The organism is Pseudomonas sp. Y24-6, assembly GCF_020295325.1.
GTDB classification, from domain to species: Bacteria; Pseudomonadota; Gammaproteobacteria; order Pseudomonadales; family Pseudomonadaceae; genus Aquipseudomonas; species Aquipseudomonas gregormendelii.
In genome coordinates this window covers 697,642-721,987 of the sequence record NZ_JACBXG010000001.1, presented here as the reverse complement: position 1 = coordinate 721,987, position 24,346 = coordinate 697,642, and the positions used below count along the sequence as shown (strand labels likewise).

At 59.8% G+C, this 24,346-nt stretch carries 23 protein-coding genes and 1 pseudogene; 12 read left to right on the top strand and 12 right to left on the bottom strand.

The window, feature by feature from the left end; translation table 11 throughout:
• The first annotated feature begins 40 nt into the window (after positions 1-40).
• From HYI44_RS03380 to HYI44_RS03370, 3 genes and pseudogenes are all read left to right on the top strand, one after another.
• A complete protein-coding gene (locus tag HYI44_RS03380) occupies positions 41-961 on the top strand; it encodes a universal stress protein (protein ID WP_225568765.1) in 921 nt (306 codons plus the stop codon).
• A gap of 176 nt (positions 962-1,137) precedes the next feature.
• Complete coding sequence (locus HYI44_RS03375) at positions 1,138-1,353, top strand: LexA family protein (protein ID WP_412548474.1); 216 nt, start codon at positions 1,138-1,140, stop codon at positions 1,351-1,353.
• 501 nt (positions 1,354-1,854) lie between these two features.
• Positions 1,855-2,547 (top strand): annotated as a pseudogene (locus HYI44_RS03370) (class I SAM-dependent methyltransferase); the annotation flags it as partial.
• Here the strand turns inward: HYI44_RS03370 and HYI44_RS03365 are convergent.
• From HYI44_RS03365 to antA, 4 genes are all read right to left on the bottom strand, one after another.
• Positions 2,478-3,305 carry an ABC transporter substrate-binding protein gene (locus HYI44_RS03365; RefSeq protein ID WP_225568764.1) on the bottom strand — a complete coding sequence of 276 codons (828 nt, stop codon included), beginning with the start codon at positions 3,303-3,305 and terminating at the stop codon, positions 2,478-2,480. The pseudogene HYI44_RS03370 and the gene HYI44_RS03365 overlap by 70 nt on opposite strands.
• 106 nt (positions 3,306-3,411) lie before the next feature.
• Positions 3,412-4,437: an anthranilate 1,2-dioxygenase electron transfer component AntC gene (antC, locus tag HYI44_RS03360; protein WP_225568763.1), complete on the bottom strand. Its 1,026-nt coding sequence runs from the start codon at positions 4,435-4,437 to the stop codon at positions 3,412-3,414.
• A gap of 18 nt (positions 4,438-4,455) precedes the next feature.
• Positions 4,456-4,947 carry an anthranilate 1,2-dioxygenase small subunit gene (gene antB / locus HYI44_RS03355; RefSeq protein ID WP_122838402.1) on the bottom strand — a complete coding sequence of 164 codons (492 nt, stop codon included), beginning with the start codon at positions 4,945-4,947 and terminating at the stop codon, positions 4,456-4,458.
• Between the two features lie 2 nt (positions 4,948-4,949).
• Positions 4,950-6,353: an anthranilate 1,2-dioxygenase large subunit gene (antA, locus tag HYI44_RS03350; protein WP_225568762.1), complete on the bottom strand. Its 1,404-nt coding sequence runs from the start codon at positions 6,351-6,353 to the stop codon at positions 4,950-4,952.
• A gap of 416 nt (positions 6,354-6,769) precedes the next feature.
• Here antA and HYI44_RS03345 point away from each other — a divergent pair, with 416 nt between their 5' ends.
• The 3 genes from HYI44_RS03345 (at position 6,770) to HYI44_RS03335 (ending at position 10,374) form a co-directional block, all read left to right on the top strand.
• Positions 6,770-8,026, top strand: a complete 1,257-nt coding sequence (locus tag HYI44_RS03345; RefSeq protein WP_225568761.1) for an OprD family porin — start codon at positions 6,770-6,772, stop codon at positions 8,024-8,026.
• 324 nt (positions 8,027-8,350) lie between these two features.
• The gene (locus HYI44_RS03340) at positions 8,351-9,364 is read left to right on the top strand and encodes an AraC family transcriptional regulator (RefSeq protein WP_225568760.1); all 1,014 of its coding nucleotides are present in this window, start codon (positions 8,351-8,353) and stop codon (positions 9,362-9,364) included.
• A gap of 2 nt (positions 9,365-9,366) precedes the next feature.
• Positions 9,367-10,374 carry an AraC family transcriptional regulator gene (locus tag HYI44_RS03335; RefSeq protein WP_225568759.1) on the top strand — a complete coding sequence of 336 codons (1,008 nt, stop codon included), beginning with the start codon at positions 9,367-9,369 and terminating at the stop codon, positions 10,372-10,374.
• Here the strand turns inward: HYI44_RS03335 and HYI44_RS03330 are convergent.
• From HYI44_RS03330 to HYI44_RS03300, 7 genes are read right to left on the bottom strand one after another with little or no spacing between them, the layout of a single operon-like run.
• On the bottom strand, positions 10,353-10,496 hold the full coding sequence (locus tag HYI44_RS03330) for a hypothetical protein (RefSeq protein ID WP_163019368.1): 144 nt from the start codon (positions 10,494-10,496) through the stop codon (positions 10,353-10,355). The two genes, HYI44_RS03335 and HYI44_RS03330, sit on opposite strands and share 22 nt — an antisense overlap.
• A gap of 41 nt (positions 10,497-10,537) precedes the next feature.
• Positions 10,538-11,761: a dienelactone hydrolase family protein gene (locus HYI44_RS03325; RefSeq protein ID WP_225568758.1), complete on the bottom strand. Its 1,224-nt coding sequence runs from the start codon at positions 11,759-11,761 to the stop codon at positions 10,538-10,540.
• A 41-nt stretch (positions 11,762-11,802) separates the two neighbouring features.
• On the bottom strand, positions 11,803-12,615 hold the full coding sequence (locus HYI44_RS03320) for an SDR family oxidoreductase (protein WP_122838407.1): 813 nt from the start codon (positions 12,613-12,615) through the stop codon (positions 11,803-11,805).
• A complete protein-coding gene (locus HYI44_RS03315) occupies positions 12,612-13,205 on the bottom strand; it encodes a cysteine hydrolase family protein (protein ID WP_122838408.1) in 594 nt (197 codons plus the stop codon). Before HYI44_RS03315 ends, HYI44_RS03320 begins: the two co-directional genes overlap by 4 nt.
• Positions 13,205-13,738, bottom strand: a complete 534-nt coding sequence (locus tag HYI44_RS03310; RefSeq protein WP_122838409.1) for an aromatic-ring-hydroxylating dioxygenase subunit beta — start codon at positions 13,736-13,738, stop codon at positions 13,205-13,207. The genes HYI44_RS03315 and HYI44_RS03310 overlap by 1 nt, the downstream gene beginning before the upstream one ends.
• Complete coding sequence (locus HYI44_RS03305; RefSeq protein ID WP_225568757.1) at positions 13,728-15,059, bottom strand: aromatic ring-hydroxylating dioxygenase subunit alpha; 1,332 nt, start codon at positions 15,057-15,059, stop codon at positions 13,728-13,730. Before HYI44_RS03305 ends, HYI44_RS03310 begins: the two co-directional genes overlap by 11 nt.
• A gap of 52 nt (positions 15,060-15,111) precedes the next feature.
• Positions 15,112-16,056 carry a PDR/VanB family oxidoreductase gene (locus HYI44_RS03300; protein WP_225568756.1) on the bottom strand — a complete coding sequence of 315 codons (945 nt, stop codon included), beginning with the start codon at positions 16,054-16,056 and terminating at the stop codon, positions 15,112-15,114.
• A gap of 343 nt (positions 16,057-16,399) precedes the next feature.
• Here HYI44_RS03300 and HYI44_RS03295 point away from each other — a divergent pair, with 343 nt between their 5' ends.
• The 6 genes from HYI44_RS03295 (at position 16,400) to HYI44_RS03270 (ending at position 23,074) form a co-directional block, all read left to right on the top strand.
• On the top strand, positions 16,400-16,597 hold the full coding sequence (locus HYI44_RS03295; RefSeq protein ID WP_225568755.1) for a hypothetical protein: 198 nt from the start codon (positions 16,400-16,402) through the stop codon (positions 16,595-16,597).
• 569 nt (positions 16,598-17,166) lie between these two features.
• The gene (locus HYI44_RS03290) at positions 17,167-17,616 is read left to right on the top strand and encodes an HIT family protein (protein WP_225568754.1); all 450 of its coding nucleotides are present in this window, start codon (positions 17,167-17,169) and stop codon (positions 17,614-17,616) included.
• A 461-nt stretch (positions 17,617-18,077) separates the two neighbouring features.
• Entirely contained in the window at positions 18,078-18,881 is an 804-nt protein-coding gene (locus HYI44_RS03285; protein ID WP_225568753.1) for an HpcH/HpaI aldolase family protein, read from the top strand.
• Between the two features lie 127 nt (positions 18,882-19,008).
• Positions 19,009-19,770 (top strand): sulfite exporter TauE/SafE family protein, encoded by a 762-nt coding sequence (locus HYI44_RS03280; RefSeq protein WP_225568752.1) that lies wholly within the window; start codon positions 19,009-19,011, stop codon positions 19,768-19,770.
• A 66-nt stretch (positions 19,771-19,836) separates the two neighbouring features.
• Positions 19,837-21,576, top strand: coding sequence for a 6-deoxy-6-sulfo-D-gluconate dehydratase (locus HYI44_RS03275; protein ID WP_122838414.1), 1,740 nt, complete (start codon positions 19,837-19,839; stop codon positions 21,574-21,576).
• Positions 21,577-21,613: 37 nt separating this feature from the next.
• On the top strand, positions 21,614-23,074 hold the full coding sequence (locus HYI44_RS03270; RefSeq protein ID WP_225568751.1) for a 3-sulfolactaldehyde dehydrogenase: 1,461 nt from the start codon (positions 21,614-21,616) through the stop codon (positions 23,072-23,074).
• Between the two features lie 44 nt (positions 23,075-23,118).
• On the opposite strand, the gene HYI44_RS03265 is transcribed toward HYI44_RS03270, so the two are convergent.
• On the bottom strand, positions 23,119-24,183 hold the full coding sequence (locus tag HYI44_RS03265; protein ID WP_163019369.1) for a LacI family DNA-binding transcriptional regulator: 1,065 nt from the start codon (positions 24,181-24,183) through the stop codon (positions 23,119-23,121).
• Between the last annotated feature and the right edge of the window lie 163 nt (positions 24,184-24,346).

Sequence of the window (24,346 nt, the reverse complement as noted above, 5' to 3'; positions counted from 1 at the left end):
AATAATTAACTGGCAGGCAGGACCCAGGGCGAGGTATGTGATGCTCAAGCTTAAACGCATTCTATTGATAGCCCCCAGCGAAATGGCCCATACGCCGGCGTTTGAGCGTGCACATGCCCTGGCGTGCGCAACCAGTTCGTTGTTGCACATTGTCGCGTTCGATTATGTTCAAGCGTTGGTGATAGCCGGGCTACTGGACCACGACGCGATGGCCCAGGCACGAGAAGGCTATTTGCAAGTGCACCGTCATTGGCTGGAGCAGCAGGCCCGTTTTTACCGATGCGACGGCCTGCAGGTGAGCACCGAAGTGGTCTGGGCCAAGTCGAGCCTGACCAACCTGCTGGAATACGTGACTGACTTCCATCCGGACCTTGTGATCAAGGACACCTATTATGTGCCAGCACTCGACCGAGCCTTTCACCGCCCCTTGGACTGGCGCCTGCTGCGCGAGTGTCCGACCCACCTGCACCTGGTGACCAGTGCCAGAAATCCCAAACCATTGAAAATCCTGGCCGCGATCGATCTGTCCCATTTGGAGGAGCTGACTCAGGGTTTAAATGACCGAATACTCAATCTGGCGTCGATCCTGGCAGCCAGCTGCGGTGCCTCGCTGCACTTACTTAACGTCTGTCGTTGGTCAGAGATAAGCGAGGCGCCGATGAGTGTTCCGACAGGCACCCTTGATGGGAGTTTGAGGGACGCGATTGAGGATGCCCAGCAGGAGGCTTTCGATGTGTTGGCTGAGCGCTATTGCATCAAGAGTACGCGGCGACACTCACTGACTGGCGTTCCCCACAAGGTCATCGGGCTTTTCGCCCAACAAAATGCCTTCGACATCGTGGTACTGGGCACGGTTTATCACCATGGGCCTGACCGGTTTATCGGCGATACTGCTGAGAGCGTGTTAAACCGGGCACCGTGCAGTTTGATGATCGTCAAGCCCTTACGCTCATCCGGTTGAACAAGGTGCCATCGAGCCTGCAGTTGGTAAAAGTCAACTGACCTTGGACGAAAAGAGTGATCAATAGCGCTCCTCTCAATGTTCAAGGACGACGGCCATGAGAATCACATTTCTAGGTGCCGCGGGTACGGTCACGGGTAGCAAGTATCTGCTGGAGCATTGCAACCAATATGGCTGTGGTTGATCGCTCGATCACCGCTGAGCACGGACACATCGTGATTGCGGCGGTGAACTGCGAGCTCGTATGCAAACGACTGTGCAAGCGTGGCCCCAACATCATCTTGATTTCCGAGAACGTAGGTTACCCGCCGCGATACATCCTCGAAGGCGATGAGCTAATCATCTGGGGCGTGGTGACGTTCAGTGTGCGCGCTCTTGATCCGAAAGCCTGATCCTGTCCTCGCGTTGATCGACTGCAACAGTTCCGGGGCGTTACTAACAGTTAGATTCGATTTTATTTAGAGAATACAGGCGGTTAGGTTAGGTAACTTTTTTTTCATATTTTTTGTTTTCAGGTAGTTGTCGACCACGTTAATCGGGCTCTGCATGCCCTCTTTCCATCCACTATCCATGTAGCTCCAACATCAGGTATGGAGGGACATGGCAGGACTCCACGCGGCAATCGAGTTTCTGACTGGGTAGTTGCACAGACTTGCCCGCCCGTTTGCATTCGACCTGACCAGTCCTTTGGGCCGGATTCGACCAGCACGCTTCTTGATCATGACCGGCAGAAGACGACCCAAAGTTGACTGTCGACAAGAGGCTGAATCAGCTCAAGCAAACAGCAATTTTTGATCCATGCATTCCTTGCAGGAATACGCCACATAAAATTAATGAATTTTTATTATTGCTGTGTCTGGCGTAGCTTGATTTCAGGACAATGGAGAACCGCCTTGAAATCATCCCCTCTCAACTCAGCTGAAAAATTTGATACCTCACGAGCCAAGGAGTACGGACGACAGAGCCGTATTGCACTAGCTGGATATGACGCCTGCCAAGACTTGGCTGCGTGCATGCTGGCGGCAAGCCTGGGCAATACAAGTTCGGCAAAAATACTTGTAGTTGGCGCTGGCGGTACGGCGCAGGAAATTGTTGCTATGGCCAAGCTTGAGCCGGGTTGGCGCTTCACGGCGGTTGATCCATCCGAGCCGATGTTGGAGGCTGCGAAGCAGCAATTAGAGGCAAACAAACTGCTTGAAAGAACAACCATGCATCTTGGGCAAGTTGAAGACCTGGCAGCAGACGAGTCATACGACGCAGCGACCTTGATCGGTGTACTCCATCATCTCGATGGAGATGAAACCAAGCGACAAATTTTACGATCCATTCGGGCTCATCTAAAACCGGGTGCGCCGCTGATTGTCGCGGGGAATCAATACGCATATGCCAGCCAGCCGTTACTGCTTGCGGCTTGGGGGCAGCGGTGGCGGCAGCATGGAGCCAGCGCGGATGAAGTGAAGGTCAAGCTTGGGAAAATCCTTCAAGGTGCTGATCCTCCACATTCCGAGGCGGCGGTTCAAAAACTCTTGCATGACGCCGGATTTGGAGACGCTACCCGTTTCTTCAGCAGCCTTTTCTGGGGGGCGGCGAGCATGCGCTCGTCCATGGAGAACACGGGCACCACCATCGGGATGGTTTTACCCAGGCCCGAGCTGCCGTATTGCTTGGCAAAGTTGATGCCGGCACCGCCAGGATGGAATTCGAAAATCGCATCCGGTGCCAGGGAACGTACCCGGGCCAGTTCGACCGAGAAATCCAGTTGGTTGAGCTTGGTGTAGATCTCGGTGACTTCACCCTTGTAAGTGCGCTTGAAGCCCTCCAGTGCATCGCGCCCACCCTGGTAGTTGGGGGCGAGGATCACCATCTTCTTGTAGCCCAGGTCATTGGCCGCCACCCCGGCCATTTCATGGATGGTGTCGTTCTGGTACGAGGCGACGAAGTAGTTGGGTTTGCACTGTTTGCCCGCCAGGCTCGACGGGCCGGTGTTGTTGCTGATGTAGAAGCCGTCCTTGGTCGCGGTGTTGACCACCGCCGCCAGCACATTGGAAAAGATTACCCCGGTGTACAGCGAAACGCCGTCCAGGCTCATACGGTCGATGATCTGCTTGGCGCGAGCCGGTTGCAGTCCGTCGTCCTCGACCAGCAAGCTCACAGGCACACCGCCCAGCTTGCCGTTTTCCTGATCGATTGCCAGCTGGAAACCGTCGCGGGAGTCTTCGCCCAGATAACCGGCGGGGGTCGAGAGGGTGGTGATAAAACCGATGCGCACCGGGTCCTGGGCCTGGGCCAGCAGACTGGCTACGCAGCTGGCTGCCAGCAATGTACCCACGAGTAGTTTTTTCATAATGCCGCCTTTAGTGAAGTCCGCGTCGCGCGAGACGTAGTTGTTAGTGGAGGGCAGTAAAAATGTGCGAGTGCCTGGAGATTTGTTGTGGCTGCGGCTTCCAGTGTCAGGTTTTGCTCTCGGTAAACTTCTCGTAGTACAGGCGGGTCTGGTCCAGGCCCTGGCCGGCCAGCCATTGCTTGATGGATTCGACCATCGGCGGTGGTCCGCAGAGGTACATGTCCAGGTCCTGGTCGCGAAATTCGGCCAGGTCGAAATGCTCGGTGATGTACCCGCGCTTGCCGCTCCAGTCCGGGGCCGGATCGCTGATGACCGGGGTGAAGCGAAAGCCCGGGATGCGTTCGGCATAGGCCGCGATGCGCGTGGTTTCGCAAAGGTCCGCCGCATTGCGCACGCCGTAGTACAGGTGCACCGGATGCCCGCACCCGCCACGCTCGGCGATCTCGTCGAGCATGCCCAGGAACGCCGAGAGCCCGGTGCCACCGGCCACCAGCACCAGAGGCTTGTCGACATGGCGCAGGTAGAAAGCGCCAAGGGGCGCTTCGAGCATGATCTCGTCGCCGATCAGGCTGCGCTCGCGAATGTAATTGCTCATCAGCCCGTCAGGCAGCAGCCGGATCAGGAACTGCAACTGGTTGCTGCTATTGGGGCGGTTGGCGAACGAATAGGAGCGCTTGCCGTCGGTGCCCGGCACCTGCAGCCGGGCGTACTGGCCGGGCAGGAAGTCCAGTTGTTGACCATCGGCGCCGGCATCCAGATGCAGGATCGCGGTGTTCGGCGAGACCTGCTCGACAGCCCGTACGATGCCCTTGAGCCGATCCGGCCCCGCTGCATTGCACAGACTCGATGCAAAGTCGAAATAGAACGCTGCATCGGACTGGACCCGCGTCTGGCAGGTGAGCATCTTGCGTTGGTCCAGGTCTTGCGCCGACAGTGCTTCATCGTCGACATAGTCCTGGCTGTACAGGCCCGACTCGCAGCGCCCCTGGCACGTGCCGCACACACCTTCCCGGCAGTCCAGCGGAATGTTGATGCCGTTGCGCAGCGCCGCATCGAGCAGGATTTCGTTGTTCTGAACCGGGAAGAACAGGGTTTTCCCGTCGGCAAAACTGAATGCGACCTTGTGACTCATGATCCAGACTTCCGCCAGTCAGAGGTGATAGAAATCGAGCACCGAATTGATGGTGTCGTTGAGCAGCAGCGCATGCTTGCGGGTGATCTTCCAGCTGTCGCCGTCGGGCCGCAGGTGGTAGGTCGCGCGTCCGAAAAACTGCTCGGCGGTTTGCAGCCGGTAGTAGAGGGTGTGCCAGTTGACCCGCACCTCCAGCTGGTCGTTGTCCAGCGGCGCGATGCGCACGTTGCTGATCAGGTGCAGGGTTCGCGGCATCGGGATGGTCGATGCCGCCTTGCCGGTGCGAATGCGGAACACCCGGTCTTCCAGTCCGCCCCGGTTGGGGTAGTAGATCAGCGACATGCTTCTTTTCGGGTCGGTGGTGTAGACGTGCTCCGAGTCCCACTGCGGCAGGTGAAACTCGCTGTCGTCGCTGAACATCGACAGGTAGGTATCCCAATCCTGGGCGTCGCAGGCTTCGGCGTTGCGATAGAAAAATTGCTCGATGCGGTATTGCAGTTGCGAATTCATGTTCACACCTCACGCAGTTTCAACGGTTGCTCTTCAGCGGCCAGGCGCGCCAGGCCTTCGAGCATGAAACGCTGCCAGTTGCCGTGCTGATTTACGTACAGGCCCTCGTGGGTGAACTCGGTGCCGGTCAGCGCCGGTGAAATGCCGATGGTTTCGCTGTTGGGCGTCGCGCCCTCGACCCATTTGCCAGTGCCGCGGGAGATATCGCTCCAGCGCTCAAGGCGAGCCTGGAAGCCGCGCTGCGCTTCGCGAAATTCCACCAGGTCATCGGGGGTGCCCATGCCGGAGACGTTGAAGAAGTCTTCGAACTGACGGATGCGGTTTTCCCGATCCGCATCCGATTCGCCCACTACACCGAGGCAGAAGCTGTTGATCTCGGTCTTGTTCCAGGCGTTCGGGCGGATAATGCGCAGCTGCGAACTGATCTGGTCGAGGAAGAACATGCTTGGGTAGATGTTCAGGTTGCGCAGCCGGTGCATCATCCATTCGGCCTTGCCCTGGCCGTGCTCCTGGAGCAGGCGCGGCATGATCGTCGCGTAACCGGGGCGCACCGCCGGGTTTGGCATGTCGCTGAACAGCAGGCTGTGACCGTTGTGGAAAGCAAACCAGCCGTCGTCGGTTTCCTTGTCGCCCGCGCCAAGCTTGCTGTAGTCCAGGGTGTCGGCGCCGGCCAGGCCTTTCTCGCTGTTGACCTGCTGGCGGTGTTGCACGGTGGCCACGTAGTTGTAGTGCACGGTGCTGACGTGATAACCGTCCAGCCCGTTTTCATTCTGCAGTTTCCAGTTGCCGTCGTAGGTGTAGGCCGACTTGCCTGGCAGCACTTCGAGCTCACCGGTGGGCGACTGCGCGACCATCATGTCGAAGAACACCTTGGCGTCGCCGAGGAAGTCCTCAAGGCTGTCGCTGCCATCGACGTCGAGACTGATGAACACGAACCCCTTGTAGCTTTCGATACGGGCTTTTTTCAGGCCACGGGTGGCCTTGTCGAAACCTTCCGGGTATTCACCGGGCGCCTTGACCTTGACCAGGCGACCATCGCTTTTGTAGCACCAGGCGTGGAACGGGCAGGTGAAGGTCGACTGGTTGCCCTTGCCGACCCGCGTCAGGGTGGTGCCGCGGTGTTGGCAGGCGTTGATCAGTGCATTGAGCTGGCCGTCGCCGTCGCGGGTGATGATCATCGGCTGGCGCCCGGCGCGCATCGTCATGAAATCGTGTTTGTTGGCGATTTCACTTTCATGGCAGGCGTAGATCCAGTTCTTTTCGAAGATCAGCTGCATTTCCAGATCAAATAAATCCGGCTCGGTAAACATATCCCGGGCAATACGGAAAATACCCTCTGCCGGACGGAAGTCCAGGCAGCCCTCGATAAAGCTTTTCCATTGTTCCAGGCTTTTTGCACTGCTCATTAATCGATACCTCGTTGCATCGGGCTAATTCGCGCATTTAATAAGTGGTGTGTGCCTTCATTAAATAAGTTGCCTGGGCCTGGGTCTATCCGCTTTGTCGGCAAACGCAGGCCATAAAATTGGCCCGCCTGCCTGCGACCTGCCAGGGCGCACAGTGGCGGAGGGCCTAGGATTGATGCTGGATTGCCAAATCGAAGTAAACGGATATGACTCGTGGATTAACAGGATAGAGAGTCAATCGTTAATACGGCCTAATCATGGCCGATGCGTGTCGGGTCTTGCGCCGGGTGAGCATCTTTAATAATTCGACTCATGCTGACTATTTTAATAAAGAAACGACTGCCGACGATTGGGGTGATCACTTTGGTCGCGCCGCTACTTGATGTGTTCGCACATTAAAAGAGAGGGGAGAAGTTATGTTTCAAGCGAGTTGGTTTACCCGTTGCGTGCAGACCGCCAGCCTGGCCGGAATGATGACGCCGATGATGGCCGTGGCGGACTTTGTCGAAGACAGCCACTTGGGCCTGGGCCTGCGAAATTTTTATATCGACCGTGACTACAAGGGCGAAAACCCGAAGAACTCGCGCATTGGCAGTTGGACCCAGGGCTTCGATTTGCGCTTCATTTCGGGCTACACCGAGGGCCCGGTGCAGTTTGGCCTGGACGCCTCCATGCAGTACGCCTACCGACTCGACGGCGGTGGCGGCAGGGGGCCTGACAGCATTATTCCGTACAGTGTCAGCAAGCAGGAGCAGGCCACCGAATACGGGCGCGGCGGCTACACGGCCAAGGTGCGCTACTCGAAAACCGAGTTGAAATTCGGCGAGCATCGGCCAACGCTGCCGGTGGCCTACATGGACGATTCGCGGCAACTGGTCACCACTTACCACGGCACCCTGATCGAGTCCAGGGAGGTGGATAAACTGACACTGACTGGTGGCCGCTTCACCGAAATCAGCGGCCGGGAATCCTCCAACAGCGAGAAAATGTACCTGTTCAACGGCCCGGACATCCAGCGCCGCAGCGACGGCTTGAACTTCGGCGGTGCCAGCTATGCGTTCACTCCCGCGCTGACCGGGACCTACTTCTACGGGCAGCTGGAAGATATCTACCGCCAGCACTACCTGGGCGGAACCTATCTGGCCGACCTGGGCAGTGGTTACGGGCTGAAAACCGATGTGCGCTACTTCAACAACAAGCAAGATGGTGACGCGCTGTACGGGCGCATCGACAATCGCTCCTACGGGGCCATGACCACCTTGCGCAAAGGTGCCCACGCGTTCGGCCTGGGTTACCAGCGCATGCTCGGCGACAGCCCGTTCCCGACCCTCAACGGTTATGCACCCCAGCCGTATCTGGTGAACTGGTCGGCCATTGCTTTCATAAAACCCAACGAAAAATCCTGGCAGGCGCGCTACGACTTCGATTTCGCTGGCGTGGGTGTGCCCGGTTTGAAGTTGATGACGCGTTATATGCGCGGCACCGACATTGATCGTGGTGCCCTGAGTGACAGCAGCGAGTCGGAACGCAATATTTACCTGTCCTATGTGATTCAGGACGGACCGTTGAAGAATCTGGGCGTGGAGCTGCGCAATATCAACGTCAAGTTCCGCCACGCCAATGACTTCGACGAAAACCGCCTGATCACCACCTACACCTGGAAATTCTGGTAAGCGATCGCGCCTACAAGGGGTAACACCTGCCTGCTCATCTGGGCAGGTAATACCCAATCACGCCTGCCCTTGGTGCCTGACTATCGTGCAGTCGGTGGTCAAGTGCGCTTTTTTGCTGCGTCTTTCCAGTGTTTAGGGGGCGGGAAGGGTGGACAGCCGGGTGGATGTTTGCGGTCTTGAGCGGTCCCTATCCGATTATTCGGCGAATGTTATCCGCATATTTCGGGCCGGCCACGCAGGCGGTCTGGCGGCATGAAGATTGCTCCTTCCCGCAGAGGCGTGCCGCTAGAGCGCGTTCAAAAAAACAGCCGTGGGTGCCCCGTGATGAGTACAAGTCCTGATGTACATGTTCGTGACATTCGTATCGAGCGCTATGACCTCAATGGCGCGCGGCAGTGGATGGCCGGAATCTGCGGGCCACACCTGCTCAAGACCAGCCATCCCAACCGCATTCAGTTTCATCACAGCGGCAATGTGCTCAAGTCGATGTCGACCACCCTGGGCGTGATCGAGTACGGCACCGACGTGACGGTGGGCATCGAAGACGCCGAGCACCTCAACAGCTACAGCCTCAGCCTGCCCCTGGTGGGCGAACAGCATCTACTCAAGAACGGCTGTGAGATGACCTCCGATCGCGACTGCGCAATCATCGTTTCGCCCCACGAAAACCAGGAGTTGGCGATCAACGGCGATTGCCGCAAGATTCAGGTGGTGATCACCCGCGCGGCCATGCGCAAATCCCTTGAGGACATGTTGCAGCGGCCTCTGGAAACCCCTTTGCGTTTCGAGCCGGTGATGGACGCCGTCAACGGCTCCTCCGCCTCATGGTGGCGCATGGCGCGCTATTTTATCGGCGAACTGGAGCGCAGTCGCGAGCTGTACGACCAGACGTTTTTCACTCGCGACATCGAGAGTTCGCTGATCAAGGGCCTGATCCTCGCCCAACCGAACAACTACTCCGAAGAATTGCGCGATGCGCTGGGTGTGAAGCTGCCGCACTACTTGATTCGGGCCAAGCAGTACATCCATGAGAACGCCCGCGAAGCGCTGCACCTGGAGGACATCGAGGCGATTTCCGGGGTGTCGAGGTTCAAGCTGTTCGAAGGGTTCAGGAAGTACTTCGGCATGTCACCCATGGCGTATCTGAAGAAGCATCGGCTGGGTGCCGTGCGCCAGGAAATCCTCGAGGATAATTCGTCGCGCAACATCTCGGTCATCGCCATGGGTTGGGGGTTTACCCACCTCGGGCGGTTCTCCACCGAGTACCGCAAGCTGTTCGATGAGACGCCGAGCACCACCTTGCAACGTAACGAAGCTCGCCGTAGCCGGTCGCTGTGAGCATGGCTGCGCTTTCAAGTCCTGGTGCCGGGCTCGATCTGTCGAAGTTGTGTCGCACGCCGGTGTTTACCAGTCGCTCGCGCCACGAAAGTCATCGGCTGCTCGCTCGTGAGCTGGTCGAACACGACTTGAGCTGGCGCACCGGGAATGTCGACACGGCTTTTTTTCGCGCTGAAGTAGGGCGTTGCCAATTGTTTGTCCTGCGTTATGGCGCCGAGGTTGAGGTGCGGCCACGGCCCTTTACCGATTTTGTATTGATGCAGATGCCGTTGCGCGGGCGCGCCAGTATTGAGTGCGACGGGTTGGCGCTGGACCTGGAGGCCGGCCAGGTGGCAGTCCTCTCGCCCAATCACCAGGCGCGTCTGGTCTGGCACACCGGCTGTGAGCAGCTGCTGCTCAAGGTGCCGCGTTCGTTGCTGCGATTGATGCAGGAGCGGCTGGTGGACGAAGGCGGGCTGGCGCCTGATTTTGTCTTGCCTGCAGCTTATCGACTCGACACTGGCCAGGCTCGCGGGTGGTTGCGCCTGGTCGATGACCTGCTGGAACAGTTAGGGGCAAGCGAGGGCGCGCAGGTGCATGCGCACTGGTTGCGCCACCTGGAAGAAAGCCTGCCGCTGTTCCTGCTGACCCACCCACCGCAAGTGGACGCCTTGCAGCCGGCGGTGATCGAGTCGCCGGCGCAGCGTCAGGCACTGCGCCAGCTGCACAAGATCGAAGGCTTGATGCGCAGTCATCTAGGTGAAGCGCTGTCTCTGGGCGAACTGGCGGCGGCAGCGGGCATGAGCGTGCGCAGCCTCAATACCCTGTGCCAGCGCTGTTATGGACAGACGCCGATGGAGCGGCTGCGTAATTTACGCCTTGAATCGGTGCGCGAGCGTCTGCTGGGTGGTCGCGATCTGAGCATTACGGCTGTTGCCCTGGAGCATGGTTTTGCACATCTGGGGCGCTTTGCCCGGTATTACAGGGAGCGCTTTGGTGAGCTGCCGCATCAGACTGGCTGCGGCAAATAATCAGCCGCAGCGAACACAAATCTCGTGACCTTTTCGCCGATCCCTGCAGGAGCGAGCTTGCTCGCGATGGATTTGAAGCCGCCGCGTTTATCCAGGATGAACGCGTTATCGTTGTCGTCCATCGTCGAAACGTCGCCCGGCAGGCTTTGCTCCTACAGGGAGCTCAACCTGCCCATTTGCCCATCAGCGTATTGGACGGCAACTGCTCATCCAGCAATTTCCTCGCCGTCTCAACCCCCGCCACCGGCAAACCTGCTGGGTCAAGCAGCCCGATCTGCACCAGTACACTGGCCTGGTCCCAGTAAATATGCTCGTGACACAGCTTGTCGCCGCGGAACTTGATGACCCCCAGCATGGGAATCTCAACGTATTTACCTGTCGGCGCGACATTGGGGAGCATCCAGTCGATTTCACTGGTGTGGGTAAAACACATCACAAACTCGTCGACAATCTGCGAAGCGCCTACCGTGCGCGAGATCGGTATCAGCTTCATATCTGGCGGGTTGGCATGCACAAAATGGTTTTGATAGAACCGGCTCAGTTCGCGATAACCCACGCCACCGGTCATGGTCGGAATGTGATTGACGTAGGGCTCGGCAACCATAGTTGCCATGGTCGCCGGAACGTCGCGGACCGCAAACTCGAACTCGATGTGTTTGTCCCATAGCTGCGACAAATTGTAATTCGGACCGATGGCTTGCTTCAGTGCGGCGATGCTGCGTTGATGGGCCATCAGCGCCGCTGGCTTGTTGTAGTGCATGCCACCGTTGCGGGCGAAGGCATGGTCGACGTCGGGGTAGGTGTAGATCTCGACGTTGTTGTGGCCGCCCAGGCGCTGGTTGATCAGCGTGCGGGCATCGGCGTCGCAGTAGCTGTCCTGTTCGGCGAAGTGCAGCACCAGGCGACCTTTGATGTTGTCGGCTTCGTCGAGCATCTGCTCAATGCCCATGCCGTAGTAACCCACGCAGCAAGCGGCAGCGGTGCGCGTCGCGGTCAGATACGCCAGTTTGCCTCCCATGCAGAAACCTACATAGCCCAAACCGCTGGCCTCGACTTCGGGCATGGCGCGCAAGGCGTTGAAGGTGGCGTCGATGTCGGCCACGGCCTTGTCTACATCCAGACCCTGGAATAGCTCGATCGCCCGGGCGAAATCGGCTTCGGTGTAGCCCAGTTCAACGCCCGGTTCCAGGCGCCAGAACAGGTCCGGGACCAAGGCGACGTAACCTTCCTCGGCGTAAAAATCGGCGACTTCGCGCATGTTGGCGTTGATACCGAAAATCTCCTGGCCGATCACTACCCCAGGGCCTTTGCCACTGGAAGGTAGTGCCAGGTAAGCGGCGAAACTGCCGCTGCCGTCGCCGGCGTTCACACTGATCATCTTGCCCATTTTGTTGCCTCGCTCATCATCAGGTTTTTTATGGATGCTGTTCAGGCGGGATCACGCAAGCGCTCAAACCACGCGCGCGGCGAGAGACCCTGGTCAGGACCGAGAATGGAGAAGCCGCCATCGACCGGAATGTCTGCGCCGGTAATCCACGACGCTCCCTGGCTGCACAAAAACGCCACCACCTGGCCGATCTCCTCGCCGCGCCCCACGCGGCCCAGCGGGTGAAAGTGGGCGCCGACCCGGTCGGCCACCGCGAGGTCGCCACCACTCATGTTTGCCACCGAGGGCGACCAGGTCCATGCCGGGGAGACGCTGATCACCCGAATCGACGCCGGTGCCAGACTCACGGCCAGGTTGCGGGTCAGTTGCAGCAGCCCGGCCTTGGACGCCGGGTACAGCGCTCGCCCGGCTACTCCGAACTTGCCGCCGGTGCTGCCGATGTTGATGACGGTGCCGCCTTCCGCCATGTGCGGCGCGGCTTTCTGCACAAAGATCGCTGCGGACACCAGGTTGATGTTGAGGGTGTGCAGCCATTGCGCCCGATCAGACAACAAGCCCTGGTCGTCGTAGACGCAGGCGTTGTTGACGAGGATGTCGAGGCGTCCGAAAGCGGCCAGGGTCTGGTCGAGACAGGCATCGATGTCCTCATCCAGCTCGACGTTGCACGCGACGAAACGACAGCGCGCACCCAGTTCGCTGGCGAGTGCCGTGCCCACTTCGTGGTTGCGCCCAACCAGCATGACGCTGGCGCCGGCCTGCAAAAGTTGCCGGGCAATGTCGGTGCCCAGGCCCTGGGTACTGCCGGTGACAATCGCCACCTGACCTTGCAGGTTGGCGGCAGGAGCGGTTTTCATGGCATTGACTCCAGGGTGCTTGCGACGTCGGTGACGGTGGCGATCAGGCGCATGCTGTCCAGTGCTGCCAGATGGGTAGCGGGGTGCGCGGCGGCGCAGGCGTCGGATAAAACCGTGACCTCGAAACCACAATCGACCGCGTGCCGCACCGTGCTCTCGACCACCGAGTGGGTGGCGACGCCCGCGATCAGCAACTGCCGCGCGTCGAGTTGGCGCAGCAGCGTATCCAGCGGCGTGCCATAAAACGCGTTGATGCGGGTATGGGTGACGATAAATTCGTCCGGGCCTGGCAGTGGTTGCAAGGCGTCATGGAACTGCGCGCCCCAGCTGCCGTCCTGCACGGCACCACTGGCCGCCACCGCGCGCAGGATCGGCGCGTTCTGCACCAGGTCGGCATAGTCGGGGCGATACGCCACGCGTACGTGGATGATCGGCCAGCCGCGTGCACGAGCGCCTTGCTGCAGCCTGATGGCGGCATCCAGCAGCGCATCGCGTGCCGGATCGTGCGCCGCAAGCCCCACGCGGATAAGTCCGTCGGGGTGCAGGACGTCGTTCTGGTAGTGCAGGGCAATGACGGTTGGGCGCGCCATCAGACAAACACCTCCAGGTTGGCGAACACGTCGTTGCAGTTGATCAGGTCAACGCGCTTGAGCTGGATCTTCCAGTCGCCGTTGTCCTGGCTCGCCAGTTTGTAGGTATAGCGTCCTGCCAACTGGCGCTGGTCGAGGCGCCACTCGCTGACCTGGAACGTCGCGCCCACCACCAGCAGGCCCTGACTGTCGAGCCCATCGATCATCACGTTGCCCACCAGGTGCGCGGTGCGGGTCGGCGGCTGCTGCGACCAGTTACGCACGTTCTCCACACGGCGGATGCGTACCTCGCGGAGCATGCGGTTTTCCCAGAACAGCGAAATGTGCTCGAAGGGATCGACCTGCCCGTTTTTTTGCGGCACCCAATACATGCCCGAATCGGTGAACAACTGGTCCCATTCCCAGAAACGGCGCTCATCCAGCAGGCGTGCTTCGCGGTACAGAAATTGCTCGATGTCGCGCAGGGTTTCGCTGGGTACCTGCGCCGGAATCAGGCTGTGAGTCGAGACATCGAAAGTGCGATCAAGCAGCATGGGTGCTCTCCTTGGCAATCAGGGTGGCGGTCATGTAGTGCTTCCAGGCCGCAAATTGGTTACGCATGGGCAATTCGCTGGTGCCATTGGTCGAAACCGCGCCGTCGGGCAATAATCGATCGGTGCCGACATAGCGATGCATGCTGATCCACTCTCCGCCGCGGGTCATGTTGCCTTCCTGGCAGCGCGCATAGACCTCCACGTCGTCGGGCATGACGTTGGAGGAGGGCGAGTTGATGACATTGGCGTAGGTCAACGCCCGGTCAAATACCGCGTCCGGTGCGCCTTTGCAGCGGAACGTCTGGATCTCCACCAGCGTGCGATCGACGGCCATCGGCCGGATCACCCGAAACTGCATGAACACCGTGTGGGGCGAGCCGCTGCCGTAGATCACGGTGTTGTGCCGGTTCATCCCCAGAATGCCCCGGGCGCGCTCCTCACCGTAAGCCGCGCTCAGGCACTCGAAGTGGGCCTTGGACACCTCGTCGCGCTCGGCTGCGGCCGGATCGAAGATCGCTTCCATGTAGCCGTGGCCATTGTGATAGGCGCGCAGCTCAAGTTTTTCCCAGAAATCGTAAGGTTCGCCGTTGCCGTCCATGATCAGCAGTTCGAAAGGCATTTCGCCCAGGGTTTCGGCTTCGCTGCGGGCCGCATCCACGGAAGATTCATGGGTGACGCGAGCGTGCATGGTGTCGTGCAGATTTTCGTAGAACACCTTCCAGTTGGAACGCTGCATGACCCGAAAAATACCGCCGGCCACTTCGACTTCACCCACTGGGGAGCGGTCGCACAGGTTGTCGATGGAGGTAATCACGCCACCGAGGAAACCCTTCAAGTCCGGGCCATGATCGATCTGGTTGGCAAAAACGAAACCGCGATAACTGTCGACCCGTGCCAGGCTGACCATGGAAAAATCCGCGTGCTGCGGATTGAAACAGGTACCTTCGAAGGCATTTTTCAGCGGTGCCGACAGGTGTTGCCCGTCGAGTTTGAAGGTCCAGGCGTGGTAAGGGCAGCGGAAGAACTTGCCTACGTTACCGTCGCCCTCGGCGACCAGTTTGGCGCCTTTGTGCGGGCAGCGGTTGTACAGCACGTTGACGGTTTTGTCGGCGCCGCGTACCAGGATCACGTCCTGATCGCCCACCCGGGTGGTGTGATAGTCGCCGACGTTTTTCACCTGGCTCTCATGGCCAACGTAGATCCACGCCTGGCCGTAAATGCGCTGCATCTCCAGGTCAAACAGCTGAGGGTCGGTGTAGACGCTCTTGTGCACGCTGTCGTCGCGTACCAGGGCCGCGATTTGTTCATTGGAGGGAATCATGGTGTCTCCTTTCTAGCCGTCATGAAGGGGTGGGCGCCTTGGCGCAACGCTCTTACAAATCGAGAACCAATCGAGCGCTGGACGCTCGCGATACACAGGTACAGAAGCTGCCCCCGGCCCGTTCGCGCTCTGACAGGCAGATGTCGCGATGGTCGGCGACGCCGTCGATAACCTGGGCCACGCACACTCCGCAGTCACCGCGACGGCAATCGAACATCGGGTCCAGGTCGGCGGCGATCATGGCCTCCAGCACGCTTTGTCCTGCGGGGACTTGCAGCGTCACACCACTGCTGCGCAGCTCCACTTCAAAAGCGCCTGGGCTCTGGGTGTCGAGGCTGCCGATGAACAATTCGCTGTGCAGTTGATGCTCGTCCCAACCCAGCTCGCGAGCCGTTTGCAGCACGGCGGTGATCAGCGACTTGGGACCACAGACGTACAGGTGGCGCCCAGGGGCGTGGGATTTCAGGAGGTGGGGCAGGGGCAGGCGTCGGGCCGGGTCACCGCCGCTGATCCAGCAATGGGCGGACTCGAGTGCCTGGACTTCCTGCAGGTACGCCATGCGGCTGGCGTCCCGGCCGGCATAGTGCAAGATGAAAGGCTGTTGACTGGCAGCGAGTGCGCGGGCCATGCCGAGCATCGGCGTGATGCCGATGCCACCCGCGATCAGCAGGTAATCACTGGCGTCGGTGGCCAACGGAAAATGATTGTTTGGCGCCCGTACTTGCAACTGCTGCCCGACCTGCACCCCGTGCATCCAGCGCGAGCCGCCGCTGCTTTGGTCTTCCAGCTGCACAGCGATTTCGTAGTGCGGGTTACCCGGCAAGCTGACCAGCGAATAAGCGCGCCACATGGCCTTGCTGCCCGGTATCTGCACTTCGATATGCGCGCCGGGGGTGAATTCGGGCAGAGGTTGGTTGGCATCGGCGACCAGGATCAGGCGCCGGATATGGGGCGTGAGCGGGTCGATCCGTTCGATACGCAAAGGCAGGCTGGACATGCACGATTCCTGAACGGGGCGAGGGTGGGTCGCCGTTGAAGTCGTACTTACTGTAGGGATGCAGGTGGGGGCAAAAAAGCCGATAACGGCAAGTTGATAGCCGCATTTTGCGAGGTTGCGGGAGCAGGCTTGTATCACCTGTGGGAGCAAAGCTTGCTCGCGATGGCGGCTTCAGGTGTACGTATTCATTTCTAAGGTCACGGCTTCTATCGGTTCCGCTCTTACAGCGGGTTACCTCGAAAAGGCTGCGCGCCCCGTTCGTCCACAACCGGGCACTTGCAACGATGTGCTCTCTCTCATGTACAAGCGCGGAATTCCCGCGCATTGCGAACGGAGAGCCAACATGGAAATTGACGAGAATGCCCCAGGCAATATTTCCCAGAAGGGCGTGTCGGGCGGCACTGACAACGAGACAGGCCATGATCCTAAAAGAAGTGGAACCGAGGTCCCCCTTCCAACTGACGATGAGGCGCCTGTCGACGAAGAAATGGCCGACGTGGATGCCGCCAATTCGGTATCCAGCGAGTACCCCAACCCTTGATGGGCAGTCCGCCCAAAACGCCCGACCCAGTGTCGTAATACTGATGTAGGAGCGAGCTTGCTCGCGAAAAACGTCAACGATAACGCGTGAAGCCTCGATAACCGCGGTATCTAGGGTGATTCGCAAGCAAACTCGCTCTTGCAAAAAACGTTTTATGAACGCATTTCACACACTTTTGCGCCATGGTAAGTCCGGTTGGAACATCAGTTATCTGTAGATTGAGCTTCCGAGATACTTGCTGTGCGGCACTACAGCCCTTATGGTCTGGAACCATTCAGAACGGGACGGCCAGGGAGAGTTTGCCGTGTGGATAGGACGTAACAAACGTCGACTTCAGATGCAACGCGGGATATCCATTTCCATACTTTTGATTGCGCTGCTGTTCCTGATCTGCGCGATATACCAGTACGTTGCATGTCAAGGCTCCGGCTACACGGTATTCAAGGGCGGCGTCGCTACAGCCCTTGGATGCGTCATGACTTATTTCTCGAAAAAATGGTGAAAGAAGACCTTTCATGGATCGGTCACTCTACCGACCGCTCTCTACTCCAGCACTTGAAGGAGCGCACGTGCCGTTAATTTCGCAACGCGTAGAGTTGGCCCGCAACGGTACTAACGACAAGGTCATCTGCCGAATGCCATCAGGCTGGGCAGTCATGGGGGATGTGCAATTTCTGCCGGGTTACTGCCTCCTGCTACCCGACCCTGTAGTACCAAGCCTCAACGATCTGGACGTCGAAGCCAGGTCCATCTACCTGCTCGACATGGCCCGAATCGGTGACGCGGTTCTACAGGCAACTGGCGCCTTGCGGATGAACTACGAGATCCTCGGAAATTCCGAACCAGAACTGCACTGCCACATTTTCCCTCGCTACTCTTCAGAGCCGGAAGAGAAGCGCAAGATGCCCGCCTGGTTTTACGACTGGAAAACAGGCATCCCTTACGCTGAGGACATACATGGTGATCTGCGTAGCAGAATTGCCGAGTTGCTACAAATGTCCGATCCAGGTGCGTTGTAGTGCGAGTTGGAAATGCACTGATCTACCGGGTCGCAACGCTGGCGCAAGCGTCACGATAGTCCTGAAATCACGCTATCAGGCCCGATTACTCAACAGTACACGTCCACAAATGATTCATCCGGTAAGGCGCCCGGGTAAACCTCACATCCGATACCAGAACGATCCCGCGCTGCTGCAGCGCGGCGGTCAGTTGTACGAGTGTCTCTGCTTCGATAGTCATCGCTGGCTCCTGGTCAGAAATTACTGCGTTACGTAATTCTTGACCGAACGGACAACTAGACAATTCCATTTTTTTTATCCCTCAATCCACTCCCTAAACACTCAATCAACAACCACAAGTAAAAATCGTAGCGCTGCGATTATTTCTGGAATATGCTTTCAGTTCTAATTTGCAGCGCTGCGATTTTGCTTTCAAGCACCGCGAGTAGCGCCGCAACCCCATCTGAAACCGGAGGCACGCCATGTCCGACGCACACTCAACCCAGACCTTTGCCAGCCGCTTGAACGACCCCAGCGCTCCCATTGGCACCTGGCTGATGTCCGGGTCTGCAAGCACCGCCGAAGCCCTGGGTTACGCCGGTTTTGACTGGCTATTGGTCGACATGGAACACGTGCCCATCGAATTTCGCGATCTGTGGCAAATCCTCCAGGCCATTCACTGCGGGGGCGCCCAGCCGATTGTGCGGGTTGCCGCCAATGACCCGGTGTTGCTCAAGCGAGCACTGGACCTGGGTTCGTTCAACGTCATGGTGCCGTTCGTGGAGAACGCCGAGCAGGCGCAGGCGGCCGTCAACGCGGTGAAGTATCCACCGTTGGGCACCCGCGGTTTTGCCGCTGTGCACCGTGCCAGCCGCTATGGCACCTGGGCCAACTACGGCAAGGAAGCCAACGACGCAGTGACTTGCATCCTGCAGATCGAAACGCCAACCGCGCTGGCGAACCTTGAAGAAATTGCCGCGATTGCCGGGGTCGATGCGCTGTTCCTTGGTCCGGGCGATCTGTCCGCAGCGTGCGGTCACATCGGTAATCCGGGGCATCCAGAGGTTCAGGCGATGATCAGCGATGCGATCGTGCGCGCCAGGCGCGTCGGCATGCCGATGGGGATAGTCGGCGGCACGCCTGAACTGGTTCAAAGTTATCTGGAGCAGGGGTATGCCTTCGCCGCAGTGGCGTCCGACCTGGCGATGATGATGAAGAAGGCCAACGAGTTCCTCACGGTCCTGAAGGCTCATCAGGCGCCCGTTGCGGTCACCACGCCGTATTGATTGACCTCAAGCCGGGCGGCTTCAGGAACCGGTGAAAATCACCCGCAGTCTGGCCCTCAGGAGTACTCATGGCAGTTGCAAATTCCCCGACCTGTCGGGCCCCTGGCCTGTTCGAGACAGCCTGTAAATGATGAGCGTCTGGTCCCATGTGGGTTTTGTGCTCTGTGTGGCACTGGCCACGTTTGCGCAGAACACCACGGGTTTTGCCTTCGGCCTGTTGCTGTTGGGGCTCACCGGATTGTTGCAGCTGGCGCCGGTGGAGACCGTCGCCAATGTCAGCTCGATCCTGACGTTGATCAACGCCTTTGTTTTGCTGCGCCGTCGCCCGGCCCTGGCGCCGAAGCTGCTGGCGCTAATCCTCGGGTGCAGCCTGCTCGGCGTGTTTGCAGGGGTTGAATTGCTGGGCCTGTTGGGGGCGCATGAGCGGGATCTGCTGCAGTTGGTGCTGGGGTTGACCATCGTGCTGTGCAGCTTCCTGCTGGTGGTTCGGTCGCGCCACCTCGAGCGACTTTCCGGATGGCTCAGTTTCAGCGGGTTTGCCGGGTTGTCCGGGGTCATGGGCGGGTTGTTCTCCAGCGCCGGTCCGCCCCTGGTCTATCAGCTGTATCGCCAGCCACTGGCGGCGCAGGTGGTGCGCGACACCCTGATCGTGGTGTTTGCGCTGAACGCCTTGTTGCGATTGGGCCTGCAGTCTTACGCCGGGCGTCTTGACGTGAGTGCGGGTTACCTGGCTCTGGAAGCGGCGCCCGTGGTGTTCGCCCTGACCTGGTACATGCGTCGCCGGCCACCCGCGATCAAGGCACGAACGTTGCGCATCGGCGTCTTCGTCCTGTTGCTGCTGGCAGGGGTGAGCCTGGTCATGCGGCCGTTGCTGTCCATCCACTTTTAAACAATCACCGACACCGTCGAGACCCATCTGGGAGACGGCCTTTTAGAGTCAAGCGGAAGCCATTTCATGTCAGATAAACACAAAAAACTGGAAGAGCTACGCAGCCAGCGCTGGTTCGCTCCGGACACCATCCGCGCCTTTGCCCATCGCCAGCGCATGCAGCAGATCGGGTTGCGACGCGAGGAGTTCATGGGCAAGCCGGTGGTCGCCATCCTCAACACCTGGAGCGAGTTGTCACCCTGTCATTCGCACCTGCGCGAACGTGCCGAAGCGGTCAAGCGCGGTGTTTGGGCAGCAGGCGGATTTCCGGTGGAGCTGCCGGTGCAGTCGGTGGGCGAGGTGATGGTCAAGCCGACCACCATGTTGTATCGCAACCTGTTGGCCATGGAAACCGAAGAGCTGCTGCGCTCCCTGCCCATCGATGGTGCGGTGCTGCTCGGCGGCTGTGACAAGTCCACGCCCGGCTTGTTGATGGGGGCCCTGAGCATGGACCTGCCGATTCTCTATTGCCCTGCCGGGCCAATGTCAAATGGCCAATGGCGTGGGGTGAAGACCGGCGCGGGTACCCATACGAAGAAGTTCTGGGACGAGCGGCGCCTGGGGCTGATCGATACGGTGGCCTGGGAAGAACTGGAAGGCGCGATGACCCGCTCGATCGGCACCTGCAACACCGTGGGCACTGCGTCGACCATGACCAGCATCGCCGATGCCATCGGCTTCACCCTGCCGGGCGCGTCGAGCATTCCGGCGGCTGATGCGGGGCATCCGCGCATGGCTTCGCAGTGTGGCGAGACCATTGTCGATTTGATCTGGCGCGACCGCCGGCCATCCACCTGGCTGACCCCTGCGCACTTCGCCAATGGCGTGGCGGTTTACATGGCCATGGGTGGCTCGACCAATGCGGCCATTCACCTGATTGCCATCGCCCGTCGTGCCGGCATCGACCTGACGCTGGAGCAACTGGCCGAGACGGCGGCCAAAATCCCCGTGCTGCTGAATCTGTTCCCGTCCGGCAATGCACTGATGGAGGACTACCACTTCGCCGGCGGCCTGCGGGCACTGATGCGCGAGATCACGCCGTTCCTGGCGCTCGATTGCGCCGGGGCCACCGGGCAAACGTGGGACGCGTTGCTGGCCGATGCCAAGTGCTACGACAACGATATTATCCGCAGCCTCGATAACCCTGTGGTGGGCCTCGACCAGGGCGCTACGCTGGCACTGCTGCGCGGCAACCTGTGCCCCGATGGCGCGGTGATGAAGTCTTCTGCCGCCAGCCCTGCATTGCGCAAGCATTCCGGGCCGGCGCTGGTGTTCGACGACCACGAAACCCTGAGCCGAATGATCGACGACCCGGCGCTGCAAATCACCGCGGACACCGTGCTGGTGCTGCGCAATGCCGGGCCTGTCGGCGCGCCAGGCATGCCCGAGTGGGGCAATCTGCCAATCCCTAAAAAGCTGCTGGAAGCCGGGGTGCGCGACATGCTGCGCATTTCCGACTCACGCATGAGCGGCACCCACTACGGCAGCTGTGTGCTGCACGTCGCGCCGGAAGCGGCGGTGGGTGGGCCGCTGTGCCTGGTGCGCAGCGGCGACATCATCGACCTGGATATCGACGCCGGCACCCTGAATATGCGCGTCAGCGACGAAGAACTGGCTCGCCGGCGTGCTGCGCACGTGCCGGTTCATCGCCAGTACGGCCGCTCTTTCGCGGCGCTGTATCAGCAGCACGTGACCCAGGCCAACGAAGGCTGCGACTTCGATTTCCTGCAAGCCGGGGAAGTCGTGCCCGAGCCACCGATTCATTGATCCGGTTTTTTCCGATCTGCACAGGAGTTCGAACCTCATGCTCAACCTCAAGGATTCTTCGCTGTTCAAACAGTTGGCTTATATCGACGGGCAATGGGTCGGTGCCGACAGCGGTGTTACTTTCGATGTCACCAACCCGGCCACCGGCGAGTTGATCGCCAGGGTGCCGCAAATGGGTGAGGCCGAAGCCGAGCGGGCCGTGATTGCCGCACACAAGGCATTCAAGCAGTGGAAGCGCAAGACCGCCAAGGAGCGCTCCGAGTTACTGCAGGCCTGGTACAGCCTGATGCAGGACAACCTCGATGACCTCGCGCTGATCCTCACTGCCGAGCAGGGTAAGCCATTGGCCGAAGCCCGCGGCGAACTGGCCAACGGCACCTCGTTCGTGCAGTGGTTCGCCGAGGAAGCCAAGCGGGTCTACGGCGACACCGTCCCGCAGCCGTCGGCGGACAAGCGCATTCTGGTCACCAAGGAACCTATCGGCGTGACGGCGGCCATCACGCCGTGGAATTTCCCCCACGCGATGATCACCCGCAAGGTCGCGCCGGCGCTGGCCGCCGGTTGTGCCATGGTTCTGCGCCCGGCCAGCCAGACGCCGTTGTCGGCCCTGGCGCTCGCGGCACTGGCGGAGCGTGCGGGTATCCCGGCCGGGGTATTCAGCGTCGTGACCGGTAGCGCGACTCAGATTGGCGGCGTGCTGACGCGGCATCCACTGGTGCGCAAATTCAGCTTTACCGGTTCGACTCCGGTGGGCCGGCTGTTGATCGGGCAATGCGCCGACACGGTGAAGAAAGTCTCCATGGAGTTGGGCGGCAATGCGCCGTTCATTGTGTTCGATGATGCCGACCTGGACGAGGCCGTCGAGGGCGCAATGCTGTCCAAGTTCCGTAATGCCGGGCAGACCTGCGTGTGCGCCAACCGAATCTACGTGCAGGACAGCGTCTACGATCAATTCGCCGAAAAGCTCGCCGCTGCCGCGCGAAAACTGGTATTGGGCAATGGCCTGGAGCAGGGCGTCACCCAGGGACCGATGATCGACGAGGCGGCCGTGCGCAAGGTCGAAGAGCACATCGGCGATGCCTTGGAAAAAGGCGCCCGGTTGGTCACCGGCGGGCAGCGTGCGGCGTTGGGTGGCAGCTTCTTCGAACCCACCGTACTGACCGGTGTAACCGCTGCCATGAAGGTCGCCCAGGAAGAGACATTTGGCCCGTTGGCGCCGTTGTTCCGCTTCAGCACCGAAGAAGAGGTCATCGAGCGGGCCAACGACACCGAGTTTGGCTTGGCCAGCTACTTCTACACCCGCGACATCGGGCGGGTGATGCGCGTCAGTGAAGAGCTGGAGTACGGCATGGTCGGCGTCAATACGGCGGCCATCGCCAATGAGATGGCGCCTTTCGGTGGGGTCAAGCAGTCAGGCCTGGGCCGCGAAGGATCGCGCTACGGCATCGAGGACTACCTGGAAATCAAGTACGTGTGCCTGGGTGGCGTCAATCGCTGACAGCGCAGGCTGCAAGCGATGCGGGCGGCTGTGTGCCGCCTGCATCAATCTGGCACTGCGCAGGTGCTCTCGCGCACGATCAGTTCGAACCCCAGGTCCACGGTTTCCGGCTCGGCGGGCAGGGTGCCGGTTTCGATCCACTGCAGCAGGCGAGTGGCGACCGTCCGACCGATCTCCAGCGGGTACGGGCGCACGGTGGTCAGGCGCGGCGCGCTGAGCTTACTCAGGGGCAGGTCGCCGAAACCGGCAATCGACAGCTGGCCGGGCACATCGATGCCGCGACGACGGGCTTCGAACAGCGCGCCGATCGCCAGCACATCGTTGGAGCAGCACAAGCCCTGAGGCTGATCTGCAGTCTTGGCCAACTGGTCGAACACCTGGGTCAACACCACCTCGGAAGTACTCTCTTCCAGGGCGATAATCGTCGCCGTGCAACCCTTTTTTTCCAGCCAGGCACGGAAGCCCTCGGCACGTTTTTGCGCGCGATGGTCAAGGTGCATGCGTGAGCCGACATAGGTGAAGCGGCGCACACCGCATTGGTACAGGTGCTCGGCGAGCGCCGCGCCGACATCTTCGTGGAAGAACCCGACCTGCAGATGAAACGGCTCATCACCCAGCTCCCACATTTGCGCCACCGGGATGCCGGTGGCTTCGAGCAGCGAACGAGCGGCTTGATGCTGGTTACCGGTGAGCACCAGTGCCGCAGGGGACCAGGATAAATGGGCCCGCAGCAGTTCCAGTTCACGGTCGGGGTCGTAGTTGCTGTTGCTGATCAGCAGCTGATAGCCCCGCGCTTCGAACACGTCCTGCATGGCTTGCAGGGTCTCCGAGAAAAACGCGTTGATCATCGAAGGCACGATGACCGCTACAGTGCGGCTGTGGGACGCGGCCAGGGCGCCCGCCAGGCGATTGATGGTGTAGCCGGTCTCGGCGATGGCTTCGCGGATGCGCTCGGCACGCTTGCTGGAGACAGCGTCAGGATCGCGCAGGAACAGTGAAACGGTGCTGGGCGAGACGTTAGCCCGCTCGGCGACTTCGTCCATGGTCACGCGATTGCCTTTGCGACGGCCCGGATTGCCGTTGGCGATGGTTGCCGGTAAGTCGCTCATCTGTTTCCTCGGGTGCAAAAGTCCAAGAGAATGAAAGCAGGGCGCTTTCAAGTCAATCACGAGCATGCCAGCTCGGCAAAATTCGAATGCGAACAAAAATGCGCGTAAAACGAAGGAAAAATCGTAGCGCTACGATTTTCCTTGGTTTATGCTCGGCGCGTAC